The organism is Hyphomicrobium sp. 2TAF46, from assembly GCF_052114865.1.
Lineage (GTDB): Bacteria > Pseudomonadota > Alphaproteobacteria > Rhizobiales > Hyphomicrobiaceae > Hyphomicrobium_B.
Window position 1 is genome coordinate 196872 of record NZ_JBFRFO010000008.1, and the last position, 26963, is coordinate 223834.

Annotated in this window: 26 protein-coding genes; 17 read left to right on the forward strand and 9 right to left on the reverse strand. The window is 58.6% G+C overall.

Translation table 11 applies throughout. The annotated features are described in order from the left end of the window. The first annotated feature begins 17 nt into the window (after window positions 1–17). From AB4Z24_RS17585 to AB4Z24_RS17595, 3 genes are all read left to right on the forward strand, one after another. Entirely contained in the window at window positions 18–2312 is a 2295-nt protein-coding gene (locus AB4Z24_RS17585) for a TonB-dependent receptor domain-containing protein (RefSeq protein ID WP_441710344.1), read from the forward strand. Window positions 2313–2415: 103 nt separating this feature from the next. Continuing rightward, complete coding sequence (locus tag AB4Z24_RS17590; RefSeq protein WP_441710345.1) at window positions 2416–3507, forward strand: TonB family protein; 1092 nt, start codon at window positions 2416–2418, stop codon at window positions 3505–3507. A gap of 139 nt (window positions 3508–3646) precedes the next feature. Then, window positions 3647–4054, forward strand: coding sequence for a hypothetical protein (locus tag AB4Z24_RS17595; RefSeq protein WP_441710346.1), 408 nt, complete (start codon window positions 3647–3649; stop codon window positions 4052–4054). Between the two features lie 109 nt (window positions 4055–4163). Here the strand turns inward: AB4Z24_RS17595 and AB4Z24_RS17600 are convergent, their stop codons facing one another. The 4 genes from AB4Z24_RS17600 to AB4Z24_RS17615 all read right to left on the reverse strand — a co-directional run bounded on the left by AB4Z24_RS17600 (window position 4164) and on the right by AB4Z24_RS17615 (window position 8309). Next, window positions 4164–5054: a dienelactone hydrolase family protein gene (locus AB4Z24_RS17600; protein WP_441710347.1), complete on the reverse strand. Its 891-nt coding sequence runs from the start codon at window positions 5052–5054 to the stop codon at window positions 4164–4166. Window positions 5055–5173: 119 nt separating this feature from the next. Continuing rightward, window positions 5174–6076, reverse strand: a complete 903-nt coding sequence (locus AB4Z24_RS17605) for an efflux RND transporter periplasmic adaptor subunit (protein ID WP_441710348.1) — start codon at window positions 6074–6076, stop codon at window positions 5174–5176. Beyond that, window positions 6076–6279, reverse strand: coding sequence for a DUF1656 domain-containing protein (locus AB4Z24_RS17610; protein WP_441710349.1), 204 nt, complete (start codon window positions 6277–6279; stop codon window positions 6076–6078). Before AB4Z24_RS17610 ends, AB4Z24_RS17605 begins: the two co-directional genes overlap by 1 nt. After that, on the reverse strand, window positions 6276–8309 hold the full coding sequence (locus tag AB4Z24_RS17615) for an FUSC family protein (RefSeq protein ID WP_441710350.1): 2034 nt from the start codon (window positions 8307–8309) through the stop codon (window positions 6276–6278). Before AB4Z24_RS17615 ends, AB4Z24_RS17610 begins: the two co-directional genes overlap by 4 nt. A 197-nt stretch (window positions 8310–8506) precedes the next feature. Here AB4Z24_RS17615 and AB4Z24_RS17620 point away from each other — a divergent pair, with 197 nt between their 5' ends. Further along, window positions 8507–9175, forward strand: a complete 669-nt coding sequence (locus AB4Z24_RS17620; RefSeq protein ID WP_441710351.1) for a TetR/AcrR family transcriptional regulator — start codon at window positions 8507–8509, stop codon at window positions 9173–9175. 169 nt (window positions 9176–9344) lie between these two features. After that, a complete protein-coding gene (locus AB4Z24_RS17625; RefSeq protein ID WP_441710352.1) occupies window positions 9345–10385 on the forward strand; it encodes an LLM class flavin-dependent oxidoreductase in 1041 nt (346 codons plus the stop codon). Here the strand turns inward: AB4Z24_RS17625 and AB4Z24_RS17630 are convergent. Next, entirely contained in the window at window positions 10369–11400 is a 1032-nt protein-coding gene (locus AB4Z24_RS17630) for a hypothetical protein (protein WP_441710353.1), read from the reverse strand. The two genes, AB4Z24_RS17625 and AB4Z24_RS17630, sit on opposite strands and share 17 nt — an antisense overlap. Window positions 11401–11947: 547 nt before the next feature. Here AB4Z24_RS17630 and AB4Z24_RS17635 point away from each other — a divergent pair. From AB4Z24_RS17635 to egtD, 9 genes are all read left to right on the forward strand, one after another. After that, on the forward strand, window positions 11948–12763 hold the full coding sequence (locus AB4Z24_RS17635) for an ABC transporter permease (RefSeq protein ID WP_441710354.1): 816 nt from the start codon (window positions 11948–11950) through the stop codon (window positions 12761–12763). A gap of 19 nt (window positions 12764–12782) precedes the next feature. Then, window positions 12783–14048, forward strand: a complete 1266-nt coding sequence (locus AB4Z24_RS17640; protein ID WP_441710355.1) for an ABC transporter ATP-binding protein — start codon at window positions 12783–12785, stop codon at window positions 14046–14048. An 81-nt stretch (window positions 14049–14129) separates the two neighbouring features. Beyond that, window positions 14130–14879, forward strand: coding sequence for a class I SAM-dependent methyltransferase (locus AB4Z24_RS17645; RefSeq protein WP_441710356.1), 750 nt, complete (start codon window positions 14130–14132; stop codon window positions 14877–14879). A gap of 1 nt (window position 14880) precedes the next feature. Then, on the forward strand, window positions 14881–15906 hold the full coding sequence (locus tag AB4Z24_RS17650) for a glycosyltransferase (protein WP_441710357.1): 1026 nt from the start codon (window positions 14881–14883) through the stop codon (window positions 15904–15906). A gap of 36 nt (window positions 15907–15942) precedes the next feature. After that, window positions 15943–17397 (forward strand): glycosyltransferase, encoded by a 1455-nt coding sequence (locus tag AB4Z24_RS17655; protein WP_441710358.1) that lies wholly within the window; start codon window positions 15943–15945, stop codon window positions 17395–17397. Continuing rightward, window positions 17367–17642 (forward strand): VOC family protein, encoded by a 276-nt coding sequence (locus AB4Z24_RS17660; RefSeq protein WP_441710359.1) that lies wholly within the window; start codon window positions 17367–17369, stop codon window positions 17640–17642. The genes AB4Z24_RS17655 and AB4Z24_RS17660 overlap by 31 nt, the downstream gene beginning before the upstream one ends. Then, window positions 17627–17809 carry a VOC family protein gene (locus AB4Z24_RS17665; protein ID WP_441710454.1) on the forward strand — a complete coding sequence of 61 codons (183 nt, stop codon included), beginning with the start codon at window positions 17627–17629 and terminating at the stop codon, window positions 17807–17809. The genes AB4Z24_RS17660 and AB4Z24_RS17665 overlap by 16 nt, the downstream gene beginning before the upstream one ends. Window positions 17810–17928: 119 nt before the next feature. Then, the gene (gene egtB / locus AB4Z24_RS17670) at window positions 17929–19263 is read left to right on the forward strand and encodes an ergothioneine biosynthesis protein EgtB (protein WP_441710360.1); all 1335 of its coding nucleotides are present in this window, start codon (window positions 17929–17931) and stop codon (window positions 19261–19263) included. Continuing rightward, entirely contained in the window at window positions 19263–20228 is a 966-nt protein-coding gene (gene egtD / locus AB4Z24_RS17675; protein ID WP_441710361.1) for an L-histidine N(alpha)-methyltransferase, read from the forward strand. Before egtB ends, egtD begins: the two co-directional genes overlap by 1 nt. A gap of 224 nt (window positions 20229–20452) precedes the next feature. Here the strand turns inward: egtD and AB4Z24_RS17680 are convergent, their stop codons facing one another. Continuing rightward, a complete protein-coding gene (locus AB4Z24_RS17680) occupies window positions 20453–20728 on the reverse strand; it encodes a hypothetical protein (protein ID WP_441710362.1) in 276 nt (91 codons plus the stop codon). Next, the gene (locus tag AB4Z24_RS17685; protein ID WP_441710363.1) at window positions 20725–20994 is read right to left on the reverse strand and encodes a hypothetical protein; all 270 of its coding nucleotides are present in this window, start codon (window positions 20992–20994) and stop codon (window positions 20725–20727) included. Before AB4Z24_RS17685 ends, AB4Z24_RS17680 begins: the two co-directional genes overlap by 4 nt. 229 nt (window positions 20995–21223) lie before the next feature. Between AB4Z24_RS17685 and AB4Z24_RS17690 the strand changes: the two genes are divergently transcribed. The 3 genes from AB4Z24_RS17690 to AB4Z24_RS17700 are packed head-to-tail and all read left to right on the forward strand — an operon-like array spanning window position 21224 to window position 24181. Further along, complete coding sequence (locus AB4Z24_RS17690) at window positions 21224–22705, forward strand: sensor histidine kinase (RefSeq protein WP_441710364.1); 1482 nt, start codon at window positions 21224–21226, stop codon at window positions 22703–22705. A 31-nt stretch (window positions 22706–22736) separates the two neighbouring features. Further along, the gene (locus tag AB4Z24_RS17695) at window positions 22737–23150 is read left to right on the forward strand and encodes a response regulator (RefSeq protein ID WP_441710365.1); all 414 of its coding nucleotides are present in this window, start codon (window positions 22737–22739) and stop codon (window positions 23148–23150) included. Between the two features lie 2 nt (window positions 23151–23152). Next, window positions 23153–24181 carry a response regulator gene (locus AB4Z24_RS17700; RefSeq protein WP_441710366.1) on the forward strand — a complete coding sequence of 343 codons (1029 nt, stop codon included), beginning with the start codon at window positions 23153–23155 and terminating at the stop codon, window positions 24179–24181. On the opposite strand, the gene AB4Z24_RS17705 is transcribed toward AB4Z24_RS17700, so the two are convergent. Both AB4Z24_RS17705 and AB4Z24_RS17710 read right to left on the reverse strand, forming a co-directional pair. Then, a complete protein-coding gene (locus AB4Z24_RS17705; RefSeq protein ID WP_441710367.1) occupies window positions 24176–24520 on the reverse strand; it encodes a response regulator in 345 nt (114 codons plus the stop codon). The genes AB4Z24_RS17700 and AB4Z24_RS17705 overlap by 6 nt on opposite strands. Window positions 24521–24550: 30 nt before the next feature. Further along, on the reverse strand, window positions 24551–26944 hold the full coding sequence (locus tag AB4Z24_RS17710) for a PAS domain S-box protein (RefSeq protein ID WP_441710368.1): 2394 nt from the start codon (window positions 26942–26944) through the stop codon (window positions 24551–24553). Between the last annotated feature and the right edge of the window lie 19 nt (window positions 26945–26963).

The window sequence follows — 26963 nt, forward strand, 5'->3', positions numbered from 1 at the left end:
CACGGGGAAGATTGGCAATGGCTGTGCATAGCTTTCAAATTTCGAATTCGAGACCGATACGCATCGGCGCCGGGGGGCAGACCCAACCGGGGGGAACGTTCGGTAAGGCCGCACTTGCGCTGACGGTTTCGGCCGCCGCGCTTGTGCTGGCCGTACCGGCATTTGCGCAAGAGACGCAGCTGCCGGGTATCAACGTGCAGGGCGCTCAAGCGAAGAAGAGCAGCGCACCGAAAGCCAAGGCGAAGCCGAAACCCGTTCAGCCCGCTCAATCGGAGCCTGTTGCGCCTCCGCCGGAGAGCGAGGGCCAAGGCGTTGCGAAGTCAGACGTTCCCTATACCACGCCGGCCGGAATCAGCGTCGTGACGTCAAGCGACCTGAGCACATACGGCGGAACGAATCTCGACGATGCGCTCCGGTCTCAGCCGGGTACATTCACGCGCACGAGCCCGCAGAATGCCGGATTGGCGGTCAACATTCGCGGCTTCGAAGGATCGGGCCGCGTGAACACGCTGATCGATGGCGTACCACAGAACTTCAGTTTCACCGGCCATGAGGCGCAAGGATTCACATACATCGATCCCGGCCTTGTTGCGGGCATCGACATAGCCCGCGGCGCTGTTACGACAGCTGGCGGTGCCGGCGCGCTTGCGGGTGTCGCAAACCTACGCACTCTTGATGTCGAAGACATCCTGCGGCCGGGCCAGAATGTTGGCGGCTTCGTCACCTCGACCTGGGGAAGCAATAACGTTGGATTTTCCGAAACGGCAGCGGCCGCGGTTCAGACACGCGGTATCGGCATCGCTGGCGCAATCAGCCATCGTGACCCAGGTAGTTACGAAAATGCCGATGGCGTAGAAATCCCAAGAACGTTCCAGGACCTTACCTCAGGCCTGTTCAAGGTGAACCTGCGGCCGACGGAAGAGCAGAGCTTGCGCTTCGGCGGCGTGATCTACGACAACGATTTCTTTGCCAACTCCTACTTCCAAAACGTTCGCTCGCAGACCTACACGGCCAAGTATGCCTACAAGCCGATCGACAACGACCTGATCGATTTCAGGCTCAACGGTTACTACAACGACGTCACGATGAGGTACGGAACGGACTCGACGCCGACGACTGGATCGCCGGTGCCTCAGGGAAGCGCTTGGGGTCGAGTAATCGATGACAAAGGCCTAGGCTTCGACGTCTCGAATATTTCTCGCTTCTATCTCGGAGGTATCCGGGTGAAGTCGGAGTACGGTTATGAATTCTTCGGCGACGACGTCAATGCCTACAATCGCTTCCAGCCTAGCGCTGGGGGCGGCGTCAACCCGTCCGGTTACATGTCGAAGAGCGCTGTGTTCTCCGAGACCACATTTTCGAAGGGTATATTCGATCTTATCGTCGGTCTGAAGTACGATATGTATGACATCAACGCCAGTGGCAACGCCACGGGGGTCGTATTGCCTCCCGGCGTCGAGCCAGGCCCCTTCAAGGTTGATAAGTCGGGCGGCGCGTTTGATCCCAAGGTGACTCTCGCAGCCAAAGTTACCGATTGGCTGCAGCCATACATCACATATTCGGAATCTCAACGGTCTGGGACCCCTAGAGAGCTGTTCGTCGGCGGAAACCACCCTGGGAGTGCAAATGTCAGCTTCCTGCCAAATCCGTTTCTCGATCCGGAAAGTCAGCGCGGCATTGAGGTTGGCGCCAACATCATGCGTGACGGCATCTTCACCCCTGCCGATTCCTTCCGCCTGAAGGCAGACTATTATCACATGGATGTCGAAGACTATATCGCGGCATGCTCCCTCGGCCGAGCTATGTATTTCTGTAACGTGCCTGGTAATTCGACGGTGCAGGGCGTGGAACTACAGGGAATGTACGACGCAGGCTATCTGTTCGCGGGCCTGAGCTATACTTACACCAATACCGATCTGCCGTCGCAAACGGACGGCCTCGGCGCACATAGCTATCTTCCGGAACATACAGTTGTGGCTTCGGGTGGTGTCCGGCTGCTCGACCGCAAGCTGACACTCGGCGGCCGCGTTTCCCACTTCTCTGAAAGTGACGTGGGTGCGGTGAACGTTGGCGGCTTCTACGCCAGCCAGTATATGCCAGCGTACACGCTCCTAGATTTCTTCTCGAGCTACAAAGTCACCGAAAACTTGGAGGTTGGGTTCAACATCAACAACCTCTTGAACGAAGAATATACCGGAGCGCTGACCACGGCGTTCTTCGACGGCCCGAATTGCTACGGCTCGAATCTTCCGGGCTGCAACGCCACCGGAATGGGCCGGACCTACTTCCTGACAGCCAAGGCGCAATTCTAATCGCCTCGCGAAAGCGGGACGCATCGAGAAAGTTCGGCATCGGCGGGAGGCATCTTCCGCCGATGAGTTTCGAGGCAACGGGTACCAGGGAGACCAGCGAAAATTGACGTTCCTTGAACGGCAGGATCACCGGTCGCGCGAAATGCGCTCGTCAGATTCCCGATCTCACGCCTTCGAAGCGCGGCGGCCGCAAGGCAACGTCGTCCCCTTTGCATTTGATAAAACCGTCAGCAACGACCGGAGAGCGCCCAATCGAGGGATCTCTGGAGCGGCAGCAGCAGCGCCGCCACAAATCCCAGCGAAACCGGAATCCCGGAAACTGCTCGTCGCCACGATCGCAATTTCCGCGGCAATTCATGCGGCTGCGATCGCGTCGATTATGTCGGGCGACGCCGGCGAGCAATTCGGGATGCTCGACAGCAAGACCGAAACCTTCAGCCTCTCGACGACCCAGTCGATCGTCCTTGAATCGATCTCCACCCAGGAAGCGGAAATGGCTTCTGCAGCCGCCGCGGCCTCCCAGGCCGGAAGCGTAGAATCCGCGGAATCCGCGCCGCAGGAAATGGCGGAGGTCAAAGAAACGCCTCTCACCGATCAGCCACCGCCGAAGCCGATCAAAGTCGCCGACGTGACGCCATCGGCCGTCGCACCGACGGAAGACCCTTTGCCGGTCATAAGGGGTGGCGGAGAACCCGACGCGGCAAGCGAGATCAAAGCCGAGGAGTTTTCTGAAAAGCCCGTCGAAGAAATGCCGGATGCCATCGAGACGAAAGACGACGCCCCGGCAAAGGCAAAGCAGGAACAGAAGGTCGAGAAAGAACGCAAGATCGCGCAGGAGCAATCGCATCATCAGACGGCAGGCGGCGCAGTATCGCGTTCGAGCACCTCGAATGCGGCCGTCGACGGCAGGGCTTCTGCAAGCCGCGGCAATGCGTTGAGCTATGCGGCTGGCGTGCGGTCCCGCGTCGAGCGCAACAAGCCGTCGAGCGATGGGCTCCGCGGTACGGTCAGCGTTTCGTTCGGGATTACGATTACGGGCGAATTAAGCTATGTGAGGCTGTCGGAGTCCTCCGGCAGCGCTAAACTCGATCAGGCGGCGATGGATGCTGTTCGGCAGGCTGCGCCGTTCGGCGAACCACCTTCCGGGCTGACGCCAACTCAGCTGAGCTACGTGATCCCGTTTTACTTCCGTTGAGGCCTAGCGGGCTCGATCGATTGGCCAACAAGCCCTAGAGGCGGAAGACCGCACATTGCACAAATGCGGTCCGCGCTGAAAACCAATTTGAAACCAGAATACCAGGAGAGCACCCGAGTCCACTCGAGTGCTCCCGGTAATGATCGTTGAAGCCGGGCCGTCAGACGAGGGCTTCTTCCTTCGCCAGCATAGCCGCTTCTTCCTTCACCGGCATAGCCAGTGGGCGTTCTATCTGCGTGTCGCAAACGCGGGCCACGACGCCAGGCCCCAGAGCCTGAAGCGTTATCACTCGGCCGTTCCTAAAGCGGATAGCGTCACGGTGAAATGGCCCGTCCACCTGCGTGAACGTAGCGCTCTCACGGTCCGATACATCCGCATGCTCTTGAATGAACGACGAAATGCCGGAAAGCTGAAGCTCCATATCGCACGCCATGCAAATAGCGACCGACTGATCACCACGGGCTACGAAACCCACGGTTCCGCTCGGAAACTTATTGCTGATGTACTCCTCGCCCCGTCGCGCCGGCCTGCTCTGAAACATTTCTAGAGAATAGTCGCACATGTCTGACCTCATCAGTTTGGTGCCACTAGTCTGGAGAACCCGGGAGCCGACTGCGAAGTTCCTACAACGCACCCGCAATGTTGAACGAAAACAGTCACGGCAAGACAGACCATCGCTTGAACCAGTTCTCCGCCTGGATCCAGGCATCTTTGGCTGCTTCTGCATGGTAGCTAGGACGGTAATCGGCGTGGAAACCATGAGGCGCGCCGGGATAAATTTTGAATTCCGCTGTTTTTCCCGCAGCTGCTAAGGCGGCCTTCATCATATCGACCTGTGCCGGCGGGATGCCTTGATCGTCGCCGCCGTAAAGACCGAGCACGGGAGCCTTCATGGCGGCTGCAAGCTCGATAGGACTCTTCGGCCAGACCTTTCTTTGCGCTTCCGGATCGACGAGCGAGCCGTAGAACGCTACGCCCGCTTTGACATCGGGATTGGCCGCGCAATAGACCCATACGGTCCGGCCGCCGCGGCAAAAGCCCAAAATGCCGAGCTTCGATGCGTCGCCGCCCTGGCTCTTGCCCCAGCGGACGGTCGCATCGAGGTCCGCGATGAGCTCGGAATCGGCTTTTGAGTTCACGAGCGGCATCAGCTCCTTGATGTCGCTGATCTTCGTAAGGTCGCCAAGCTTGAAATAATAGTCCGGAGCAATTGCAAAAGCGCCGAGCTTTGCCAGACGCCGTGTCACGTCCTTGATGTAGGCGTGAAGACCGAAGACTTCCATACAGACTAGAATGATTGGCGGATTGCGCACGCCCGTCGGCCTTGCGTAATAGGCCGGCATGGCACCTTCGGAAGTTTCCACATTCGCGGTGCCGGTATCGAGACCTTCGGCGCTCGTCGTGATTGGGTTCGCGCGAACGGGCCCGGCTGCGAGCGTGTAGCCCGCGGCAGCCGCCGCGGATGCCGTCATGAAGCGGCGCCTCGAGAGATACGCACGCCGGATAAGCCCAAGAAGGTCGGACGCGACGTGTTGATGAGCAGTCATTTCCAGATCCCTTTCGACGCCACCTAATCTACATCGATCGCAGCCGTTCGGCTCCTCACGATATGTTGGATGGCTGCGCGGCAGAATGACGGCGGAAGCACGTTGGAGGCCTCTGCGATTTATTTCCCGTTCGCAACGCTTTTTCGGTCATCCGGTGAGGGGTTGATAACCACCGTCGATGTCCGGCCGGCAACGAGACGCAGCCCGTCCGGAACATCGTCCAACGCGATGCGCACAGGAATGCGTTGAGCAAGGCGCACCCAGCTGAAGGTTGGATTGACGTCGGCGAGCAAGTTGCTGCCATTGCTTCTGTCGCGATCTTCAATGCCGCCGGCAATGCTCTCGACATGACCGATGATCGGCCGGTCTTCGCCCATCATGCGAACCGTCGCTTTGTCGCCGACGTGGATCAACGGCAGCTTCGTTTCCTCGAAATAGCCGTCGACATGAAACGAATCCTGATCGATGAGCGCCGCGACGCCCTTTCCTGCCGTCACGTAGTTTCCGGGCTTTAAATCGAAGTTCGTAATCGGACCATTGACCCAAGCGCGAACCTCCGACCGTGCGAGATTGAGCTTCGCCACGTCGCGATCCGCCTCCGCCTGATGTAAATCCGCCTGGGCTTTCGCTTCTGTCGCCGTCACCTGTTCGACCTTCTGCTGGCTAACCGCAACGCTGCTCATGGTCTGGTAGCGGACCAGATCCTTCTGGGCAGCCTCTAGTGTCGCCTTCTGCCCCTCGACGTTGGCTTCCGCCTGTCGCAGTGCCAGCAGAAACCGGTCGCGGTCGATGCGGAAGAGAACATCCCCTTTGTGAACGACCTGATTATCCCGTACGAGAACGTCGGTGACGAGACCGGATACGTCAGGCGCAATTGCGATGATATCCGCGCGCACGCGGCCATCGCGCGTCCAGGGCTCGATCTCGTAATGGACCCAGAGCCGCCACGCGGCAAAGATCGCAAATGCGATCGCAACAATAGTCACGGTAAAACGGCCGAGCTTGGATAAGAGGGAATTCATCAGTAAACCTTCAAAAAAATAACGCTCGCGCCAAGCAAGCAGACGTAAATGCAAAGATTGAACAACGACGGGTGCCAAACGAAACGGTAGATGCCGAGGTATCGCAATCCGCGCGCGGTCATGCTCATCGCAACGTAGGCAATGATTGCGCATGCGAGAATGGACGGCACGAAGATGCCGAAGATGTTGAGTTCCGCGTTCATTCGGCGGCCTCAAGTATTTGCGGGGCGTGTGGGAGAGCCAGCGGCGCCGGTTGCCCCGGGAAGAGGCTCCGCCTCAATCCGATAAGCCCAAGCAGGGCCTTGCGGGCGGAAGCATCGCGCTGGTCGCGCACGGCATCGATAGCGCGATCGATACCGTCGAGAAGTGCGGCCGGCACCTGTGCAGAAGGGCCACCGGTATAATGCCGCTTCAACATCATGAGAACAGCATCGACGCGGCGTCTTGAATACGTCGTGAGCTCGAGACGTGCGCGCCGAAGGTCGATGATATTGAACCCCTGCCGCAGTTCTCCGATCGCATCGGGAATTCTGCGGCCGGCAGCTTTCGCGCGTGGAGCGAGGAGGATCAGCCGGTCGAGCATGACGCCCGTCAAGCGCGCGTCCTGCGATGCATCCTCAGTATTCGCAATTTCGGAGAGCGTTTTTCTATTCGCATTGGCAAGCCGGCGAATGCTCCATTCCGCGCCAACCGTGCGCAGCAGGGAAGCCATGACGGCGGCAAGCCCCACCCCGCAGATCGTCGCGATGCTTGCGTTCAGGAAGCCGGCAGTATCCACACTGAAGTGTGCCTGGATGCCGACGGTAGCGATGCCATTAACACCCAAAGACAGGCCGATCAGAAAAGTCTCTGGCTTAGACATGAGCAGACCGATCGTCAGGAGCGGCGGCGCAAGCACCAGCACCAGAGTTTCGAAGTTGTGGACATGCGGAAGAACACCAAAGACGTAAAGTCCTGCCATTGCCGAAGCGACCACGGCCCATTTGGCGAAGGCGATGATAGAGGGCACCGGATTGTCTTGAGCCGCGAACAGGCTTCCGGCGACCGCGGCCATCATCGCCGCCACGCCGCCTTCCGGCCAGGCAAGAAAAATCCAGAAGGTGCAGCAGACGGCGATCGTCGCAAAGCTGACCATGGCTGACACGAACGCCTGACCGCGATCGTTGTGGCGCGCGGGATTGGCAACGCCGCCAGTCTTATAGGCGAAGCCGGTCGAGCGAGGCGCAGTGTTTGCGGCCATAGCGGCCATCACGTGGAGACAATCGCTGCGGATTGCCGTGAGATCGCGCAGCCGCATCAGCAGGGTGAGTTCGAGCAGATCGCGCCACGTCCGTTGAACGCTGGGCGACTCGATGCGCTCGTCGATATCTTTGCGCAAGCGATCGAGCTCGTGTGAATCGGTCGACCGCTCCGGCGTGAGCCAGCGATCCACGCGTTCCACAAAAGCCTGCACGTGACCTGACGGGCCGCCAAGCGCAGCAAGCTCGCGGAGCCCGTCCGAAAGCGACGACAAAACAGGAAGCAGCATGAGCATTCGCGGCTGGGTTTCGCGAATGAGACGCGGCAGCTCCGGATGGCCACCCGCATCATAGACAAGGTGGCTCGCGAGATTTTCGATCTCACCCGTATCGGCGGCAAGACGAAGACGGTGCGCGTCAGCCCCAGGCCCCGCCTTGGCTCCAAGCGAGTCACGTGCACTCGCATCGGCATTCTTCAGCCACGCCGTGAGCCGTTGCGTGACCGCCGTAACGACGGGGCGCGGAAATACGACGCTCGAGACCACGGCTGCGCACACGATGCCGAGGATGATCTCCTCCGTCCGCGCAAGCGCGACGTCGAATATCGTGTCAGGTACGTTGACGGTCGGAAAGCCGATCAGCGCCGCGGTATAGCCCGCCAGCATGAACACGTAGCTCCTCGGGCTCCGATCGAGCAGGGATATATAGAGACAGAGGGCTGCCCAGCTTGCCATGGCGAGCACGAGCAGCACCGGCGCATTTGCGAGATTGGGCACCATGACGACGGCGGCGACCGCGCCGATCAGCGTTCCCATCACGCGAAAGATGGCCTTCGATCGCGTCGCACCCGACAGCGGGTTGGACGCAATATAGACGGTTGCCACCGCCCAGTAAGGATTGGGCAGCGATATCCAAAGGCTGACGAACAGCGCCAGCGAAGCAGCCGCGAACGTCTTTACGGAGAACAACCACTGTTGTGTCGTGGGCAGGCCCATCGCACGTCCCGAAATCGGGGAGCAGGTCTCGTACCCGCGATTGAAACTTGATTGTCGCCCCGCAGGGGTATAAATGAACTTGCGGTCACTTTTGTCAATGTGGTGCGGTTGCCTTGAGCTTGCGTAAAATGCATGGGTCATAATCGCAAACGGAAGACCTCGACAGGAAAAGTCCGTCCGGGCTGAAATGAGGGCATATGCAAAAGAGCGCGCAGGATCTCCGCCAAGCGAGCCGCCGTCCCGCAGCGGTTCGGCGGCGTGGCGCCAGCACAGAGAAAACGGCTCAGACGCGGCAAACGATCGTTGATGCGGCGTTAGCTGAATTTCTCGAGAAAGGCTTTGCTGACGCGACGATTGAAAGCGTTTCGAAGCGTGCGGGCGTCGCAAAGGGGCTGATCTACCGCTATTTCGAAGCCAAGGAAGCTCTCTTTTCCGCAGTGGTGCAGCAGGAGATTGTCCACGCGCATATCGATGTGGATGAGTCGAAAAGAAGTCCTGGGGAGAGCGTGGAAGCCTTTCTGCGTCGAACTCTCCTCGCATCCATTCGCAACATCGATAAGAAAAGCCGCGCGGACATCGCACGCGTCGTCATCGCCGAAGGCGCGCGGTTTCCGGCGCTTGTCGAGATCTATCGCCGGGACGTCATCGATCCGCTCACCGAGAAAATCAAACGCCTTGCAGTCTCGGCCAAAAAGTCAGGAGAGCCGGTGAACGGCCGAGTTCTCAAAAATCCGCATCTTCTTCTGGCACCGATTTGGGCCGGCATCGTGATCAACAAATTTCTGGATAAGGCAAACCCTGTCGATATCGGCGAGATGTTTGAAGTGCAACTCGACATGATCTTTTCCGGCGAACGTAATAAGTAGCCTTAGCGCCTTCCTTCGCTGGGATCGTTAGCGCCCACGCTATTTGGCGCATGGTTGCGCCATCCGCTCCACGCGAGACAGGAGTTTTTTCGGCTTATGGTTGGCAACGTGATCGCATTGCCGGTAAGGAGAACGCAACTGCGGCAGCGTTCGGTTGGAGGCACTTCGCTTGGAACTAGGCATCGATAGCTTTGCCGCGACTATGTCCGGCACTCTCGCCGCTCAGCCGTCGCCTGCAGACCGGATAGCAAATCTCATCGAGGAAATCGAAACGGCCGACAGCTGCGGCCTCGACGTCTTCGGCATCGGCGAGCACCACCGTCCCGAGTTTCTCGACTCCGCACCCGCCGTCATTCTCGCAGCCGCAGCGGCGCGGACCAAGTCGATCCGGCTGACCAGCGCAGTCACCGTCTTAAGCGCGGCCGATCCCGTGCGCGTCTTTCAGGAGTTCGCAACTCTCGACCTGATTTCGAAAGGCCGTGCCGAGATCGTCGTCGGTCGCGGTTCGTTCGGCGAGGCCTATCCATTATTCGGATTGCGCTTCGAGGACTACGACGCGCTGTTCGCCGAAAAACTAGAGCTGCTGCTCGAAATTCGCGCGAAAGAGAAAGTCCACTGGTCGGGGAAATTTCGACCCGGGCTTTCCGGACAAGGTATCTATCCACGGCCGTATCAGGAGGAGATTCCCATTTGGTTGGGTGTGGGCGGCACAAGGCAATCGTTCGCACGCGCCGGTCTCCTGGGACTGCCTTTGATGGTTGCAATCATCGGCGGTGAATTCCGGCGCTTTCGCCCGCTCATCGATTTGTATCGCGAGGCGTGGCGCCGTGCCGGGCACCCGCCGGAACACCAAAGAGTCGGCGTGCACGCACTCGGCTTCGTCGCAGAGACTTCGGCCGAAGCAAGGGACACTTTTTTCCCGGGATGGTCTCACATGTTCACCGAGATCGGACGCGAACGGGGATGGCCTCCTGTTACGCGCGCCCAGTTCGATGCCCAGTGCGGCCCTGGCGGCGCGTTTCTGATTGGCGATCCGGAAACGGTAGCCTGGAAATTACGCGAAGCGAGCGACGATCTCGGCGGTGTTTCGCGTTTCACGTTTCAAATGAGTTCCGCAGCAACGGAACATCAGGCGATGTTGAAATCGATAGAGCTACTGGGAACGAAGGTTGCGCCCCTGGTCCGCGAAAGCGTCAAGGTTCGTCGCTGAAGATTTCCTGCAGCGAATTCGGGATCCACGATTTGCTCTTTGGCGGTGGAGTCTTTGCCTGAGGCGGCACCTCCTCCTGCGGCGGAGGACCACCTAGAAAAAAGAGAAGCGGCGGGAAAGCCGGCTCCTGTTGCTCGACAACAACCGTTTCGACAACCGCTGGCGGCATGCGATTGCCCCGGGGGACGCGGCGCGAATAAGCAAGAACGCGCTTGCCCCTTTCAACAGGACGCTTCGCCTGTACGAGTGGCGCGGCTACCGGCATATCGCTTTGAGCAGCTAAGCTTTCTATCCCTTCCGGAAGGCTCGCCGCGATGACCTCTGTCCTGAACGACTCTTGTGGGTTCGTCGGCAAATCAGCGATCGCGTAATCCTGGCTATTGAACGGCAAACTCCAACGCCGTTCGTCCATCACGAGCAACGGCAATTGACTTACAGTCGCTTGCGGTACCTCCGGTGAAGAGGCCGGCTTTGCTGGATCCTCGGCAAGGGGCGTCGAAGCCGCAATCTTCAATTCCGCGACGTCGTCGACGTTTTCCGAACGAAGCGAGCCAGGCTGCGACGCAAGCACCAGTCGCAGGCCGTCGCCAAAACTCAGGCGATCTACCAAGCTAAAAGGCGGCGCTGTTTTTAAGTGTTCCGTTCGCGGCAGGCCAATGGGCGAGATTAGGATTGCGAGCGGTAGGAAGAGCAGAACCAATCCGACCCGCGCACTGATCTCCATTTCGCTCGGCGTGGGACGGCGAATTGAAAGGCTCGAGAAAGATTGACTGACGCGATCGATCCACGCTTGCGACCTTTCCGCGAAGGTCTCGGCAAATTCGGCCGCAGCCGCACTGGAAAAGACACGCGCGCGAGCGCTTTCTTCCTCAGGCGGGAAGTAAGAGAAACGAATAGGAAAGTCGTCGCCCCGTGCGGGTGTGGCTTCGCTCGGCCGCGATGAGCGCGTGAACCGCTGGCTACGAAGACGTCGAACAGCACCGGTGCCATCGTCGTTGTGAGCATCGGCCGCCACGTTGCGAGTCCTTGATTACAGAAAATGCTCTATTCGGGCGTAAATTAGCGAAAAATTTAAAGCGCTCCGGAAAGCAATAAGCCGCGAAACGTAATGCTGCAGGGGATTTGATCGAAAAGGTTGACGGTTTATTTCCAATTGTCAGTAGACAGCGTATAATTAAATTGGTGCCGATTTTTCGCCGCATTTGGTCGCGAACTAAACGATGTTCGTTCCACCGGATTCGTAACCGCACCGTGGGTGGCCAAATGTCCACAGACGCAGGATAATCAGGTCAAATAAGTTGACGGTGAAGGCCGTTTTCTGCAAAAAGCGAATATGCGCGAACGAAGGACGGATGTTCGCGCCGGGCAATTTAACCAAGCCCACAATCTAAGATCGGGTGAACAGCTTTCACCCGTCGTTCGGTAGATTTATTCCAAGCAAATATCGGTGCTGCCGCTTCGCCTATCCGCTGGCGATATGGATCTCCGATGCCATCACAGAAATATCCCTTCCAATAAGAGAGTGGGGGAATCATCCGATTTCTCAAACTGAGCAAACGCATGTGCGCGTCCTCGAAGCCTCGCGCAGCGAACGGAATTACTGGTCCGATCTTTGGCATTACCGCGAGCTGTTCGCCATCCTTGCTTGGCGAGACGTCGCGGTCCGCTACAAGCAGACGATTATCGGCATCGCATGGGCAGTCGTCCGGCCACTGCTGACGATGGTCATCTTCACGGTCATATTCGGCAAGCTCGCGAAGCTTCCAAGCAATGGAGATGTGCCGTATCCGATCTTGGTGTTCGCGGGCATGCTGCCGTGGTTTCTCTTCTCGAGCATCCTCAGCGAAGCGTCGAGCAGTCTCATCAATAACGCGAGCTTGATCGGCAAGGTCTATTTTCCGCGCTTGATCGTACCGGCTTCAGCTGGGGTCGTCGCTCTCGTCGACTTCACGATCAACCTCGCAATTCTCTTCGGCTTGATGGCCTGGCACGGGTATCACCCGAGCTGGCACATTGTGTTTCTTCCGATTTTCATCGCATTCGCGGTTATCGCGAGCCTCGGGCCCGCGCTCTATATCACCGCGCTCAACGTCAAATATCGCGACGTCCGGTATGCCATCCCCTTTGCAATCCAGTTTGGGATTTACATTTCACCGGTCGGCTTTTCGAGCGAGATCATCCCTCCGGAATTTCGGTTCTGGTACAGTTTGAACCCGGTTGTCGGCGTCATAGATGGATTTCGCTGGAGCCTCCTCGGCGATGGAAGCCGGCTTTATATGCCCGGCTTCCTCGCAAGCATCGGCGTCGCAGTCTTCATGATGTGGTACGGCCTCAGATATTTTCGCGGCGCCGAGCGCGCTTTCGCGGATCTCGTGTGAAGCGCGACGAGTCCGAAAAGTGACCGACATCGTCATTCGTGCCGATCGGCTCGGCAAGCGCTACGTCCTCGGACATCGGACAGAGCGCGAGCGCTACACCGCACTGCGCGATGTGCTGGCGCGTTCGACCACGCGACTGTTGCGCACCGCCTTGGACGTCGCGCGTGGCCAGCAACTGGTCGACGGCGACGAAAGGGAAGAGTTCTGGGCGCTGAATGATATCTCTTTCGAATTGAAGCGCGGCGATGTCGTCGGCGTCGTTGGCCGCAACGGTGCCGGGAAATCGACGCTACTTAAAGTCCTGTCGCGCATCACCGAACCGACGCGTGGGCGTGTTGAAATCAGGGGACGCCTCGCGAGCTTGCTCGAAGTCGGAACCGGCTTTCATCCCGAGCTTTCGGGGCGCGAAAACATCTACCTCAATGGCGCAATTCTCGGCATGCGGCGCGCCGAGATCGAACGGAAATTCGACGAAATCGTCGCCTTCGCCGAGGTCGAGAAATTCCTCGACACACCGGTCAAGCGTTACTCGAGCGGAATGTATGTCCGCCTGGCCTTCGCGGTCGCCGCGCACTTGGAGCCGGAAATTCTCGTCGTCGATGAAGTGCTGGCCGTGGGCGACGCAGAATTTCAGAAAAAATGCCTCGGCAAGATGAAGGATGTCGCAGGGCAGGGGCGCACCGTTATTTTCGTGAGCCACAACCTGGCGGCTGTCAAAGCTCTTTGCAACCGAGGCCTTCTCCTCGCAGGTGGTCGCGTTGCGCGCGATGACACGGTCGATGCGGTGATCAGGCAATACGTCAATACGAGTGATGCCGCCTATTCGATTTCCTTCGAAGCGAACGCGTCGCGGCCCGCGATCTCTGCGATCGACGTCGATAGGGAAGCACTCGCGGAACGGGATCTCATCGTAGATATCCACTTTGCGTCGCCGAAGGCTCTGCACACGGCTGTCGGTGGCATCGTCCTGCGAGCCGACACGGGCGATGCCGTCTGGGGATCGAATAGCCGCTTTCATCCGAGCCGGAATCCGGTCAGGGGCGTTGCGCGCGGCGTTCTCAGATGCGAAGCGCGCCGATTGCCGATCCGCCCCGGCCGGTATTCGCTATCGGCGTGGTTAGGTGATTGGCATGAAGATTATGACGCCAGGATTGACGTTCTGAATTTCACCGTCGGTGCGGATGACGCGCATAGCCTGCTTCCGCCGGCTTCGGCTGTGGGCCATCTCGATTGGCCCGCGGAATGGGGCGCGGCCGTCGAGATCGGAGATGCCGCAATCGCATGAGCCGTGCGACGCCGCGACCTCGCAGCAAAGGCGCAGGAGAATTCAGATGCTTCGGAGGAACCAACGCCGGTTGGAACACACATGAGCGAAATTCCCTACCACTTTCACCGCAATGTTCACTCGCTTGCGGGCGCGAGGCACGCGCTGGCCTATCTTCTATCGGGCGGCACATATGCGAGTCTCCTCGACGTCGGCGCCGGTATTGGAACTTGGCTCAGGGCCGCTCGCGAGATGGGCATCCGCGATGTGCTGGGCGTTGACGGCGTCGCTGCCGATCCGGCTGATCTCCATGTCGAAGCCAGCCGCATCAAAACCTTCGATCTGCGCCAGCCGCTGTCTCTCGGAAGGTGCTTCGATGTCGTGCTTTGTCTCGAGGTTGCTGAACACCTTCACGAGCAATGGGCGAGCGCGATCGTGGAGACGCTATGCACGCACGGCGATTACATATTCTTTTCGGCCGCGGCGCCCGGTCAACACGGCGAGCATCATGTAAATTGCCAATGGCCGACATACTGGCAAGCCTTGTTCAACGCGCGTGGTTACGCGTGCCACGACGATATGCGCCCGATCATCTGGAACGACACTATGATCGAACCTTGGTACCGGCAGAACATTTTCTCGGCGCGTCGTGACCCCGAAAGAGCAGGAAAGGAACCCCGCATCCAACACCTCATTCATCCCGAGATGACGCCTCACATGGATTTCCCGGATTCGCCCATCGCGCGGCGGCATTCTGATCTCTCGCAAGGAAAATATCATCCGGCCCATTACCTGCGTCTTCTCAATCGCTCGGTAGGCCAACGATATGGCGTGTGCCTGCCGGTTCGCTGATATGGACGGAATCTCAGTCATCATCTGCGCACACAATAGCGCTGAGCGCATCCGGCCGACGATCGATGCGCTCGCCCGCTGCCGGGCGAATTTCCCAGTCGAAATCATTGTCGTCGATAACAATTCGACCGACGGAACCGCAGGACGCGCCAGAGAAGCATGGGATGCATGCGGCAATGATCGTTTTGCGTTCTCGATCGTCGAAGAGCCGCAAGCCGGTCTCGCCTATGCGCGCCGCGCTGGAGTGCGAGCCGCATCGTTCGGCATCGTCGTCTTCTGCGATGATGATAACTGGCTTGCCGAAGACTATTTGATGCATGCCAAGCGCATCATGCGCGATCCCAAAGTGGGTGCCGCTGGCGGCTGCTCGACGCCGGCAAATCCGGAAAACTTGCCGCCCTGGTTTTACACATTCTCGTGGGGCTTCGCCGTCGGTGTCCCGCTATCGCGAATTGCGCAACTGCCGGACGAGCCGGCAGCGGCGAGGAGCGTCGATGCACTTTGGGGTGCGGGCCTCGTGACCCGGCGAGACATCATCAAATATCTGTACACATTGCCGGGCTTTCCCGCGCTCAGTGGTCGAAAGGGAGCAGAACTCCTCTCGGGCGAAGATCTCGAAATATCAGCCTGTCTGTTGAGCGCAGGATACAGATTGCTTTTCAGCGAAAGCCTGCGGTTCAAGCACGATATCGCGCCGAAGCGGCTGCAGACGGCTTACGCAAAGCGCCTCTTTGCCAATTTTGAACGAGGCTTTGTGGTGCACGGACAATATACGAAAATGATCGGAGCGTTCGAAACTCCGTTGCGAGCCGCGAGCGTTGGCTGCGCCCGCATCATCAAGCACATGCTCCTCGGCCGGCTGACCCGTGAATCTCTGCTCTCGTTGCTCGCGGCGCTTCGCCTGCCGGCCTTGATGACGAGCGATCAACGGCGAATATACGAGACGGTGCGGAGCCTGCGTATGCTCCGCTCGCAGAACGTCTCGACGGAGGTGTTGCAGAACGTCGGATCGGAAAGTCCGGCCTAGCGCTTCATGAATCTGATTGACGTGGAGCAGCGGCCGTTGCGAGCTGAACGTCCGGTCTGCATCCACTTGGCTGGAGCCTCGAGCATTACGGGCGGCGGCGGCTCCAACACATTCGTGCGCGCCTTGGCAAGGCGCCAGACCGGTCTTGGTTGGCGGCCGGTCGTCATCCTCAATAAAAATCCGGAAGACGTTGATCGCGCCATAGCGGCTTCGGCACATGGCGATTTTGAGGTTCGCGTGTTGCCGCCGGTGCTCGGGACGAACAGAAGGGCCTATTACGCCCGCCGTCCGGATGCGGCCCCCGGCGTTCGTGAACTTTTCGAGGAGCTGAAGCCGGCCGTCGCGCACTTTCACACGCTCGGTCTGACCGCGGGACTGCTGCACCTCGAAGCCGCGAAGGCTGCCGGCGCGCGGACAATCGTCACCTATCACACGGGCGGCATTTCATGTCCGCAAACCGGACTGCTCGAAAATGGCGTATCGCCATGCGACGGCCGTCTCGAAGTCACCCGCTGCACCCGTTGCCGGCTCGCCAATCGCAGAATGCCGGTGGGATTGGCTGAGCTGCTCGCGCGAGTCGAAGTAGCGGATGGCAGCCAAAGCCGCGAGGGTCTTATCGGCCGCATTTTCTCATCGCGTTCGATGACCAGGACCTTCATCAAGTCGTTTCAAGCGGCAATCGAACTGATCGACGTATTTCACATCCAATCCCGATGGATCGCCGACGTTCTTCGCGGCAATGGAGTGCCTGCCGAGAAGATCGCGTTCGTCGAGATGGGCATTTCGCAAAATCCCGTAGCCTTCGATGCCGGCTCGCCTGAGGAATTCAACGAGGCCCGGCCGCTGCGGCTAGTGTTTGCGGGCCGCTGTAGCGACATCAAAGGCATCGAAACGATCCTCGGCGCGCTGAAGAGAATTGACCCGCGCGCTCCGCTGACTATTTCGCTGTTGGGCTCGGGCTGGAATTCCGATTACGGAGCGCGGCTCCTGCGGCCATTCGCTGGCGACAAGCGGCTGCTCCCGCCACGGGTCGTCGATGCCGAAGCAATACTCCACGAACTCGTCGCGTTCGATGCGTGCCTGGTACCGTCGGTATGGCTCGAGACAGGACCCCTCGCAGTGTACGAGGCCATGGCCGCCGGACTTCCGGTCATCGGCAGCCGTCTCGGCGGCATAGCGGAACGCATTCGGGACAATGTTGACGGGCTGCTGTTCTCGCCAGGAGACGCGAAGGATTTGGCAGCCCTGATCAAACGCCTGCTCGCTTCTCCCCGCGAACTCCAGAGGCTCCGGCGCAATATTCGTCCGCAACGCACCTTTGATCATATGGCGCGTGAACTGGACGCGATTTATCGGTGCAAGACCGCGCATGGTACGGCGACGGATGAATTGGACGAAGGAACGTCACGAGCGGCGGCGGGTTTTCACGGCAAGTCTGAGGTTCAATCGGAGACCGAACGATGTCGCGTGTCGTCGGGATCGACCATATAGCGGTCCGCGTGAGCGATTTTCCGAAATCGAAGGCCTTCTACGGAGGTCTTTTCGATTTTCTGGGTTTCGAGGTGTTGGACGAGTACGAGGACTCGATCGGTTGGACCAACGGTAAGACCAGGTATTGGATTAGTCTGGCAGATGCGGACGGAAGCACAAACACCGCACCGGCGATGTCGGTCTTCACCATTATGCATTCCAGCTGCGCAACCGAAAGGACGTTGATGATCTGCAAGACTATTTGAAAAAGCACAGCATAGAGATCGTAGATCCAGCCGGTGAATATTATGACGATTACTATGCAGTTTTCTTTCTGGATCCTGACGGCATCAAGCTCGAGGGTATGAAATACGGCGAAAAGCACGAAAAAGCCGAAGCGAAACATCAGAGTAAGGGCCACGCAAAGGCGTGAAGCCGCTATTCCATTCGCTATGGCAGCTGGCCAGGGAACCATACCGGATGGTATAGCGTTTGGCGGTTTGGTCCCGGTGATCTGCGCGGCTGCGCGGGCGAAAAATCCAGAGAGTGCGTTTGGAACATCCTGCGGCCGACACGGCGCCCCCAAGCGAAAATGTCGCCTCTCCCTCGCAGTTTGGAGAAGAGGCGCTTTCAAACAGCCGTGATGCGCTTGCTTCCCGCCTGTTCGAGACACGGCGGTATTCTCTGGTTTTGGCAGAGCCGCTCTCAGCCGAAGACATGGTCGTGCAAGCCTCCGATGATGCCAGTCCTACTAAGTGGCACCTCGCGCACGTAACCTGGTTCTTCGAAAACTTCGTTCTAAGGCCGCATCTTGCTGGCTATCGGGTTTTCGACGAGGCCTTCAACTACTGCTTCAACTCCTATTACGAAAGCCTGGGGCCGCGGCATCCGCGCCCGAAGCGAGGTCTGTTGACGCGGCCGGCGTCGGAGCGCGTTTTCGCCTACCGGACCTACGTCGACGAGGCCCTTCGGCGGCTCCTTTCGAGCGACGAGAGTAAAAATGGCGAAATTGAACGGCTGATTGAAATCGGAATTAATCACGAACAGCAGCATCAAGAGTTGTTGTTGACGGATATCCTCGCACTCTTTGCGGCAAATCCGTTGCGCCCCGCCTATCATGCAAAGCCGTTCGCCATCAATCTAACAGAGCCTGAGCCGCTGACGTGGACGGAATATCCGGGCGGCATTGTTGGAATAGGCCATACGGTCGAAGGCTATTGTTGGGACAACGAGCGGCCAGCGCATGATGCTCTCGTTCAGCCGTTCAAGCTTGCGAATAGGCTCGCCACGAACGCGGAATGGCTCGCCTTCATGGAGGATGGTGGTTACAGCACGCCGGCGCTCTGGCTCGCGGACGGCTGGTCGACCGTCAATCGCGAGGGCTGGGAATCTCCGCTGTATTGGGAGAAGTCAGACGGCGGCTGGTCGCAGATGTCGCTTCAAGGCCTGCTTCCCGTCGCCCCTGCCGAACCGGTTGCGCATATCTCCTACTATGAAGCCGATGCGTTCGCCCGATGGGCGGGAAAGCGTTTGCCGACCGAATTCGAATGGGAAGTGTCGGCGCTCTCTCATGGCGCCGAAGCGGAGGAATCGTCAGGCGTGCTGCGGCCGCAGCGATGCGAAACGACCGCTCCCAAAAGTCCGAAACAGCTTTTTGGGCAGGTCTGGCAGTGGACTGCGAGCGCATATCTTCCCTATCCGGGCTACCGCCCGCCCGCTGGCGCAATCGGCGAATACAACGGGAAATTCATGGTCGGGCAACACGTGCTGCGCGGCTCCTCGTGCGTCACGCCCTCCGGACATTCCCGCGCGACTTACCGGAATTTCTTTTATCCCCACCAGCGCTGGCAGTTCCTCGGCTTGCGCCTCGCGGCGGAGGCCGAGTAATGCGTCACGTTCCAACGCTCGAAAGATTACCGGCAAGCGTAACGGCAGTGGCCGGCGATTTTTCGCTGAGCGTCATTGAAGGATTGTCGCGCGCAAAAAAAATACTGCCGTGCCGCTTCTTCTACGACGCGCGCGGTAGCTGCTTGTTTGAGGAAATCACGCAGCTTCCGGAGTATTACCCGACGCGAACCGAGATCGGAATCCTCAATGCACGTGCTGCGGAGATCGTGAAGGGCTTTTCAAGCGGCGATGTTCTCGTGGAATTCGGATCGGGCTCAAGCCGGAAGACGGAAATCCTGCTCGACCGTATCGCCGATCGTGTTGTCTACGTTCCCATAGACGTTTCTGAGGCGGCGTTGGCTGAGGCAGTTTTCCGCCTGGAAGAGAGATATCCCGCACTCGAGATCAGGCCGCTCGTCGCGGACTTCTCAAGTCTGACGAAACTTCCGCATGAATTTTCTGGCTCTCGCAGAACGGGCTTTTTCCCGGGCTCGACAATCGGCAACCTTGCGCCGGGTGACGCTGCCGCTTTGCTTGCAAAGTTCAGAAAAGTCTTGGGAGAACGCGGCCGGTTAATCATCGGCGTTGATCTAAAAAAAGACGCGCGCGTTCTCGTTCGAGCCTATAATGATGCGGCCGGTATCACCGCCGCCTTCAATCTGAATCTTCTGGTTCGCATCAATCGCGAACTCGCCGGCACGTTTGATTTGACCGCCTTTCATCATAGGGCGATCTACAATCCCCGCTCCGGCCGTATCGAAATGCACCTCGTCAGCGATCGCGCGCAGGATGTCATGGTGTGCGGGCGGCGCTTTCATTTCGCCAATGGCGAAAGCATCCACACCGAAAACTCCTATAAGTACACGGTATCGGAGTTTCGTGCGCTCGCCGAAAAGGCCAGCTGGAAAACCAGTCGTGTGCTGACCGATGCCAACGAGCAATTCAGCGTTCACGAGCTGATCTAAGGTCAATACAAGGCGTGCGGAGAAATCATCTTCGCACGCCGTTGCTGTCGCGCAGCGGCCGGTTGAATGTTGTGGCGAACGCTTATCCACAACGGCCTTTGTCCAAAGTCGGAACTGGCGCAGGCATGCTGCCGTTTTTCTCAGGAACGGGAGGACGGACGAAATGAACGCAAACCTTTTGCCGCTTGAAATCATCCTCGCACTACAGACGATTACCGCTGCGGTCATTTGCTGGATTTTTGTCTTTGGACAGAACGACTAATGATGTCCGGAGTTTCAACATCGGTGTCGCGCGCCAGTTCGATGTCGTACAGTCGGTTAAGACGCTCGAGGATCGGCCGCGAGGTGATCCAATCCATGTCTTCTTGCAGGATCTCCTTCAGGCGCTCCGTTATTCGATCGGTGAAGATCTCGACCCAGTCTCGCTGCGGCTCGCGTCGCGCGATTGATCCCGATGGATCGCTTTCGATGCGCCGGTTACTCAACTTACTCAAGCTCACTGCGATGTTCCAAATGGCTGCATGTTCTCGACTGGCCAGACAAAATACCCGTTTGCGGCCATGCCGCGGAGAATGGGTTCAGGGTCTATTCCGAACGGCGTGACTTCCTGAACGCCGAGTTGGAATTCCTGAGCAAAGTTCCATTGGCAAACTCGGGGGTGCGGCAGATTTCGGCCGTCGCGGTCGAACGTCACGGCGCTCAACGTGCGGGCGGAATTAACGAACAAAAACGCCTTCTGGGCGTCATCCCGAATATGATCGCTCATGACTATGTAATCGCTCTCGTCAGCGCCAGTTCCCGAGGCGGGGTCAGCGTGAGAAGGACGCTCAAGTGCAAGCCGGTCTTGTGAAAGACTGTAAGCGCAGGATGAGCAGTCGGCGTATCTTACTGCATGATCTATTTAATATTATCCGTGGCGGGACGCAGTGATGGCTGGTCATCGGGAGAGGCGCTTGGTAATAAGGCCGTCCCTTGAATGATCGCCTAAGAGCGAAATGCCCCCCGATCCGCAAAGACTTCTTCGTACGACGTATACGTTTGGCGTGGCCGCTCTCGTGGCTCTCGTGCTTTTAATGATCACCTCGTTCTGGCTCGTTCAGAGAACTCAGTCCACCACGGAAAGCGTTTTGAAGGCCCGCTTCCAGCGCACGGCGCTCGTGCGGCTTCTATCAACAGTGCAGGATGCGGAAACAGGCCAACGAGGCTATCTGCTGACGGGTGAGCCTCGCTATCTCCAACCTTACGAGACCGCCGTTGCAGATTTAGGAAAGCGGCTTGCAGAGGTTCGTGCGGCGTTCGCTGAGAGGCCGCAGGACAATTCACAAATCGAGCATATCGAAACGGAGATCGCTCAAAAGCTCTCCGAGTTGGCGGAGACCATCCTGGCGTTCAAAGCGGGAAGAACGTCCGAAGCCCTCGATATCGTCAAGACGGACCGCGGCAAGAACCTGATGGACCAGATCCGCGTTTCGATTGGAAAGGTCCTTGAGGAGGTCGATAGAAATTTGAGCGAAGGCGTCGAAGAGCAGCGTGTCGACGCCGCCGCGGCCCGTCAGTTCTCGCTTTTGGCGGGCGCCTTCATTCTTCTGACGGCTCTGGGCGCCATCGCAACGATCGTTAGGTACACCCGACAGCTGGTTGCAGCCCGCAATGAACTCGGGGACCTCAACACCGGCCTTGAAAGTCGCGTTAAGGAACGGACAACGGACCTGCAACGCGCCAACGAAGAGATCCAGCGGTTCGCCTACATCGTCAGTCACGACCTGCGGGCGCCCCTCGTTAACGTAATGGGCTACACGAGCGAGTTGGAGTCGAGTCTCGAAACGCTGCAGGCGTTGACGGGCGATCCCGGGTTCAACGCGCTCGCGAATGCTGAAGCTACAAAAGCTGCCATCGAGAGCGATCTGCCGGAGTCCATCGGGTTCATTCGCACCTCGACCCAGAAGATGGATGGCCTCATAAAAGCTATATTGAAGCTATCCCGTGAAGGGCAGCGAGTGCTTTCGCCGGAACGCATAGACCTCGGTGATTTTTTCGATTCCATTGCCGATCTTGTCCAGCACCGAGTTTCCTCTGCCGGCGGAGAAATTCGCATCGTGAAGCCCCTGGCCATTATTGAGGGCGACAGGCTTGCTCTTGAGCAAATCTTTGGGAACCTCGTGGATAATGCGCTGAAGTACCGTGCCAAGGACCGGCCGCCCGTAGTGACGGTCCGCCAGGTCTCCAGCCGTTGGGGGATGATCGACATTGTCGTCGAAGACAATGGACGTGGAATTTCCGCCGAGGATCAGGAAAGGGTCTTCGACCTTTTCCGCCGGGCCGGTCCCCAGGATCAGCAGGGAGAGGGCATCGGTCTGGCACACGTCCGAGCTCTCGTCAGAAGGCTCGGCGGGGAAATAACGATGACATCGGAATTGGGCCGCGGGACCGCGTTTCGCGTAACCCTGCCAACCAAATTGATTATCCGAAGGGACTGATAGCGTGAGTGGAAATGCAGTACGGATCGTAATGATCGAAGATGACGCCGGACATGCTCGGCTCATCGAGCGGAATATTCGCCGCGCCGGAGTCAACAACGAAATTCTACCGTTTGCCACCGGGACGGATGCTCTGGCCTATCTCTTCGGAGCTGACGGCAGCGGCGAAGTCAGTGCCAAACGGCATCTCTTGGTGTTGTTGGACCTCAATTTGCCGGACATGACGGGCGTCGGCATCCTAGAGAAGATCAAGGCGAACGAACATACCCGCCGAATTCCCGTGGTCGTTCTGACGACGACCGATGACGAGCGCGAAATCAAGCGCTGCTATGACCTTGGAGCGAATGTCTACATTACGAAGCCCGTTGACTACGACAACTTCTCCAACGCCATTCGCCAGCTCGGGATGTTCTTCTCGGTGATACAGGTTCCGGAAACCAAGTGACGATGTCACGTTCGAAAGTCCTGTACATTGACGATGATGCCGGCATCTCGCGGCTCATTCAAAAGACTCTCGAGGCGCGTGGCTTCGAAGTGGTTACCGCACCGTCGGGCACGGAAGGCTTGGCGCTTCTCACGCACACGCGCTTCGACATTGTCGCGCTGGACCATCACATGCCCGGACACACGGGTCTCGAAATTCTGAGAAGCATTCGCGCGCTCTCCAACCCTCCGCCGGTTGTCTACGTGACGGGATCGGAAGACAGTCACATCGCTGTCACCGCCCTCAAGTCCGGCGCCGTGGACTACGTCTGGAAGGACGTTCAGGGCCATTTCCGCGAGCTGCTCGCGAAGGCCATCGCAACGGCGCTGGATCAGGAAAAGCTTCGCCGCGAGAAGGAAGCGGCCGACAACGAGGTGCGCCTCGCGCGCGATCGGGCCGAACTGTTGCTCAAGGAGGTGAACCATCGCGTCGCCAATTCGCTTGCGATTGTGGCGGGTCTCGTCGGACTTCAGCGCAATTCGATCCGCGATACGTCGGCACGGGATCTTCTCGCTCGCGTGCAGGCGAGGATCATCGCCATAGCAAGCGTCCATCGCCGCCTTTATACGTCTCCTGATGTGCGCAGCGTCGACGTATGCGACTACCTGGACGGGCTCGTCGAAGATCTGAAAGCAGCGATGACGGACGAGGGGCGAAACCATCCCATCCGGCTCGATTGTATGAAAGTGCTTCTTCCAACCGACAAAGCCGTTTCGCTCGGGATCATTACGACCGAGCTTGTTACGAATGCCTACAAATATGCATATCCCGAAGGTCGCGAGGGCGAGATCCGCATCAGCCTCACGACGGAAAACGGGCGAGGCCTCCTCGCCGTCGAAGACGATGGCGTCGGCCTGGAGGCGCAGGCGTCGGCAGGAGGGACCGGTCTCGGATCGAAGGTTATCGCCTCGATGGCGTTGAACCTCGGTGGCGAGCTGAAGTTTGCGACAGTCGCGCAAGGAACGCGCGCCACGCTCTCATTCCCGCTATGAAATGATGGACGTCAACACACGTTGCACGTCTTCAAAAATGTAGGGCTTGTTGATCATAGGACGTTGCTTGAAGCCGTCCGGCAAGGAACCCGGGCCGCGCCCAGTGGCGAATGCGAAGGGAATTCCTGCGTTCGCAAGGGCCTTTGCAACCGGTGCGCTGTCTTCATGTCCAAGCAAGCAATCGAGGATGGCACACGTTGGGCGTTCGCCATCCACGAGCGCGAGAGCCTGCGCGACCGTCGCCGCGGGCCCGATTGATTGATACCCCATCTCTTCGATGTACATAGCCAGCAGCTCTGCGATCAGAGCCTCGTCTTCGACGATCAGAATGCGCGCCAACTGTTCAGCTCTCGCTTGCTCGATCCGGGGTCATTTGTCTTTGTCCGTCTTCACCGCGCGGAGCCTCTTGGCGTCTTGCAGATCCACCAGATTTTGATCGCTTAAGCTTTCGCTGCGCGCGTGCAATAGCTTTTGCATGGCGCGGTCGAGTTCAGCGATCTGATACGGCTTTTGCAGCGTGGTGAAGTGGTTTTGTGCCTCTTCAACCCGCTTGTTGGAGCCGCTCGCGAGCAGCACGGGAAGCGTCGGCCATGTGCGCCGGATGTATTTGGCAAACTCCAATCCATCCAATTTGCCAGGCATCATGATATCGCTGAAGACCAGATCGAATGCTTCCTGTTCGAGAATGCGCTGCGCTGCGTCCGTATTACTCGCCAGCCGGATCGTATAGCCGAGCTGCGTGACAAGTGCGGCCGTGACCTCGGTTACGTCGGGGTTGTCCTCGATGATCAGAACCCGTGCATGCTTGCGTTCGGCGGGTTGATCCTTTGCGCCCGTTGCCGTCTGGCCTTGAGGAAGCGCCCGCGGCAGCACGATGGTAACGCTCGTTCCCTTCCCAATTTCGCTGTCGATCGAGACCATGCCGCCGGATTGGTGCGCGAAGCCGTAAACCTGCGAAAGACCGAGGCCCGTCCCCTTGCCGGTGGCCTTGGTCGTAAAGAACGGATCGAAGACCTTGTCGATGACGTCCTTGGGAATTCCGGCGCCCGTGTCGGAAATGCTGAGCGCCACGAATTCTCCTTCCAGTCCTTCTCCACTCTCGTCGCGCGATAGCGTGACGTTGTCGGCGGTTATGGTGATGGTGCCGCCCGATTGTAGCGCATCGCGCGCATTCAGAATGAGGTTCATGAGTGCGAGTTCGAGTTCGTTCGCGTCGGACATGATCATCCACGTGCCCGGCAGCACGGCGTTGATGAGATGCGTATTGCTCGGCAGCGAAGTCGCGAGCATGGATTGCAGGCCCGGGAGGCGCTCCTCGAGCGAAATCGGTTGCGGCTCCAGTCGCTGCATGCGCGAGAACCCGAGGAGCTGCCGTGTCAATGAAGCACCGCGCTGGACGGTTGCGTCGATACTTTCAATGGCCTTGGTTCCGCGCGGGCTCATTACCTGGGATTTAAGAATGCGTGCGTGCCCGCCAACGATCGTCAGCAGATTGTTGAAATCGTGCGCGATGCCGCCAGTCAGCTGACCCAAGGCCTCCATTTTTTGCGCGTGCGCAAGCTGCTGTTGCGCGCGCTCGAGCGCAATCTGCGCATCGCGCCGTTCGCTGATGTCGCGCGTGATCTTGGCAAAGCCAACGAGATGTCCGCTTTCGTCACGGATCGCATCGAGAACCACGTTCGCCCAGAATCGAGTGCCGTCCTTGCGAATGCGCCAGCCCTCGCCCTCGAAGCGGCCTTCGTTGCCAGCTGTGAAGAGCGCCCGCGCCGGCATGCCGGTGAGGCGGTCTTCCTCGCTGTAAAATCGCGAGAAGTGGCTGCCGATGATCTCTTCGGCTCGATAGCCCTTTATCTTTTCGGCGCCCGCATTCCAGCTGACGACGACCCCATTCGGATCAAGCATGAAGAGGGCATAATCGATAACGGCGGAGACGAGCATGCGAAACTGCCGCTCGCTTTCGCGCAGGGCTTCTTGCGCGCTTCGGCGTTCCGTGATGTCCCGTGTAATTTTGGCAAATCCGATGAGATCGCCGGTTTCGTTGCGAATGGGTTCGATGACGACCGACGCCCAGAAGCGGCCGCCGTCCTTGCGCAGGCGCCAACCCTCGGTTTCGAACTTGCCTTCGCGACGGGCCGTTTCGAGCGCTATCGCCGGCAGACCGCGCGAACGGTCTTCCTTTGTGTAGAACCTGCTGAAATGGCTGCCTACGACCTCATCGGCGCTGAAACCTTTGATACGCGCCGCACCTGCATTCCAATTGGTGATCACACCACTTGGATCGAGCATGTAGATGGCATAGTCGACGACGCTATCGACGAGTAGGCGAAAGCGCCGTTCGCTCTCGATGAGCGCTTGGTGCCCTTCATGCTGGTCCGTGATGTCGCGTGTGACCTTGCCGAACCCAAGAAGCGTACCCTTCTCATCCCGGATCGCTTCGATGACAGAGAGAGCCCAAATCTTCTTTCCATCTTTGCGAACGAGCCAACCTTCGGTCTCGTATCGCCCGACGCCGCGTGCAATCGAAAGTATCTTCTGAGGTAGCTCCCGCTGCTGATCATCCTCGGAAAAGAAGCGCGAGAAGTGTTGTCCGATGACTTCGTGCGCGTCATAGCCTTGGATCCGCCGCGCACCGGCATTCCAGGTGGCGATGAAGCCATCCGGATCGATCATATAGATGGCATAGTCACTGAGAGTCTGAACCAGGAGTTCGAACTGTTGGCCGCGATCGAACTGACGAGCTTTGGCACTATCGGAAAGCGACATGGACGATTACTCGATTTCT

Excerpts from the sequence above, each read along its gene's own strand:
- AB4Z24_RS17585 (WP_441710344.1), top strand. The coding sequence starts at position 18 with ATGGCTGTGCATAGCTTTCAAATTTCGAATTCGAGACCGATACGCATC.
- AB4Z24_RS17595 (WP_441710346.1), top strand. The coding sequence starts at position 3,647 with ATGATCGTTGAAGCCGGGCCGTCAGACGAGGGCTTCTTCCTTCGCCAG.
- AB4Z24_RS17600 (WP_441710347.1), bottom strand. The coding sequence starts at position 5,054 with ATGACTGCTCATCAACACGTCGCGTCCGACCTTCTTGGGCTTATCCGG.
- AB4Z24_RS17605 (WP_441710348.1), bottom strand. The coding sequence starts at position 6,076 with ATGAATTCCCTCTTATCCAAGCTCGGCCGTTTTACCGTGACTATTGTT.
- AB4Z24_RS17610 (WP_441710349.1), bottom strand. The coding sequence starts at position 6,279 with ATGAACGCGGAACTCAACATCTTCGGCATCTTCGTGCCGTCCATTCTC.
- AB4Z24_RS17615 (WP_441710350.1), bottom strand. The coding sequence starts at position 8,309 with ATGGGCCTGCCCACGACACAACAGTGGTTGTTCTCCGTAAAGACGTTC.
- AB4Z24_RS17620 (WP_441710351.1), top strand. The coding sequence starts at position 8,507 with ATGCAAAAGAGCGCGCAGGATCTCCGCCAAGCGAGCCGCCGTCCCGCA.
- AB4Z24_RS17645 (WP_441710356.1), top strand. The coding sequence starts at position 14,130 with ATGAGCGAAATTCCCTACCACTTTCACCGCAATGTTCACTCGCTTGCG.
- AB4Z24_RS17650 (WP_441710357.1), top strand. The coding sequence starts at position 14,881 with ATGGACGGAATCTCAGTCATCATCTGCGCACACAATAGCGCTGAGCGC.
- AB4Z24_RS17660 (WP_441710359.1), top strand. The coding sequence starts at position 17,367 with ATGTCGCGTGTCGTCGGGATCGACCATATAGCGGTCCGCGTGAGCGAT.
- egtD (WP_441710361.1), top strand. The coding sequence starts at position 19,263 with ATGCGTCACGTTCCAACGCTCGAAAGATTACCGGCAAGCGTAACGGCA.
- AB4Z24_RS17685 (WP_441710363.1), bottom strand. The coding sequence starts at position 20,994 with ATGAGCGATCATATTCGGGATGACGCCCAGAAGGCGTTTTTGTTCGTT.
- AB4Z24_RS17690 (WP_441710364.1), top strand. The coding sequence starts at position 21,224 with ATGCCCCCCGATCCGCAAAGACTTCTTCGTACGACGTATACGTTTGGC.
- AB4Z24_RS17695 (WP_441710365.1), top strand. The coding sequence starts at position 22,737 with ATGATCGAAGATGACGCCGGACATGCTCGGCTCATCGAGCGGAATATT.
- AB4Z24_RS17700 (WP_441710366.1), top strand. The coding sequence starts at position 23,153 with ATGTCACGTTCGAAAGTCCTGTACATTGACGATGATGCCGGCATCTCG.
- AB4Z24_RS17710 (WP_441710368.1), bottom strand. The coding sequence starts at position 26,944 with ATGTCGCTTTCCGATAGTGCCAAAGCTCGTCAGTTCGATCGCGGCCAA.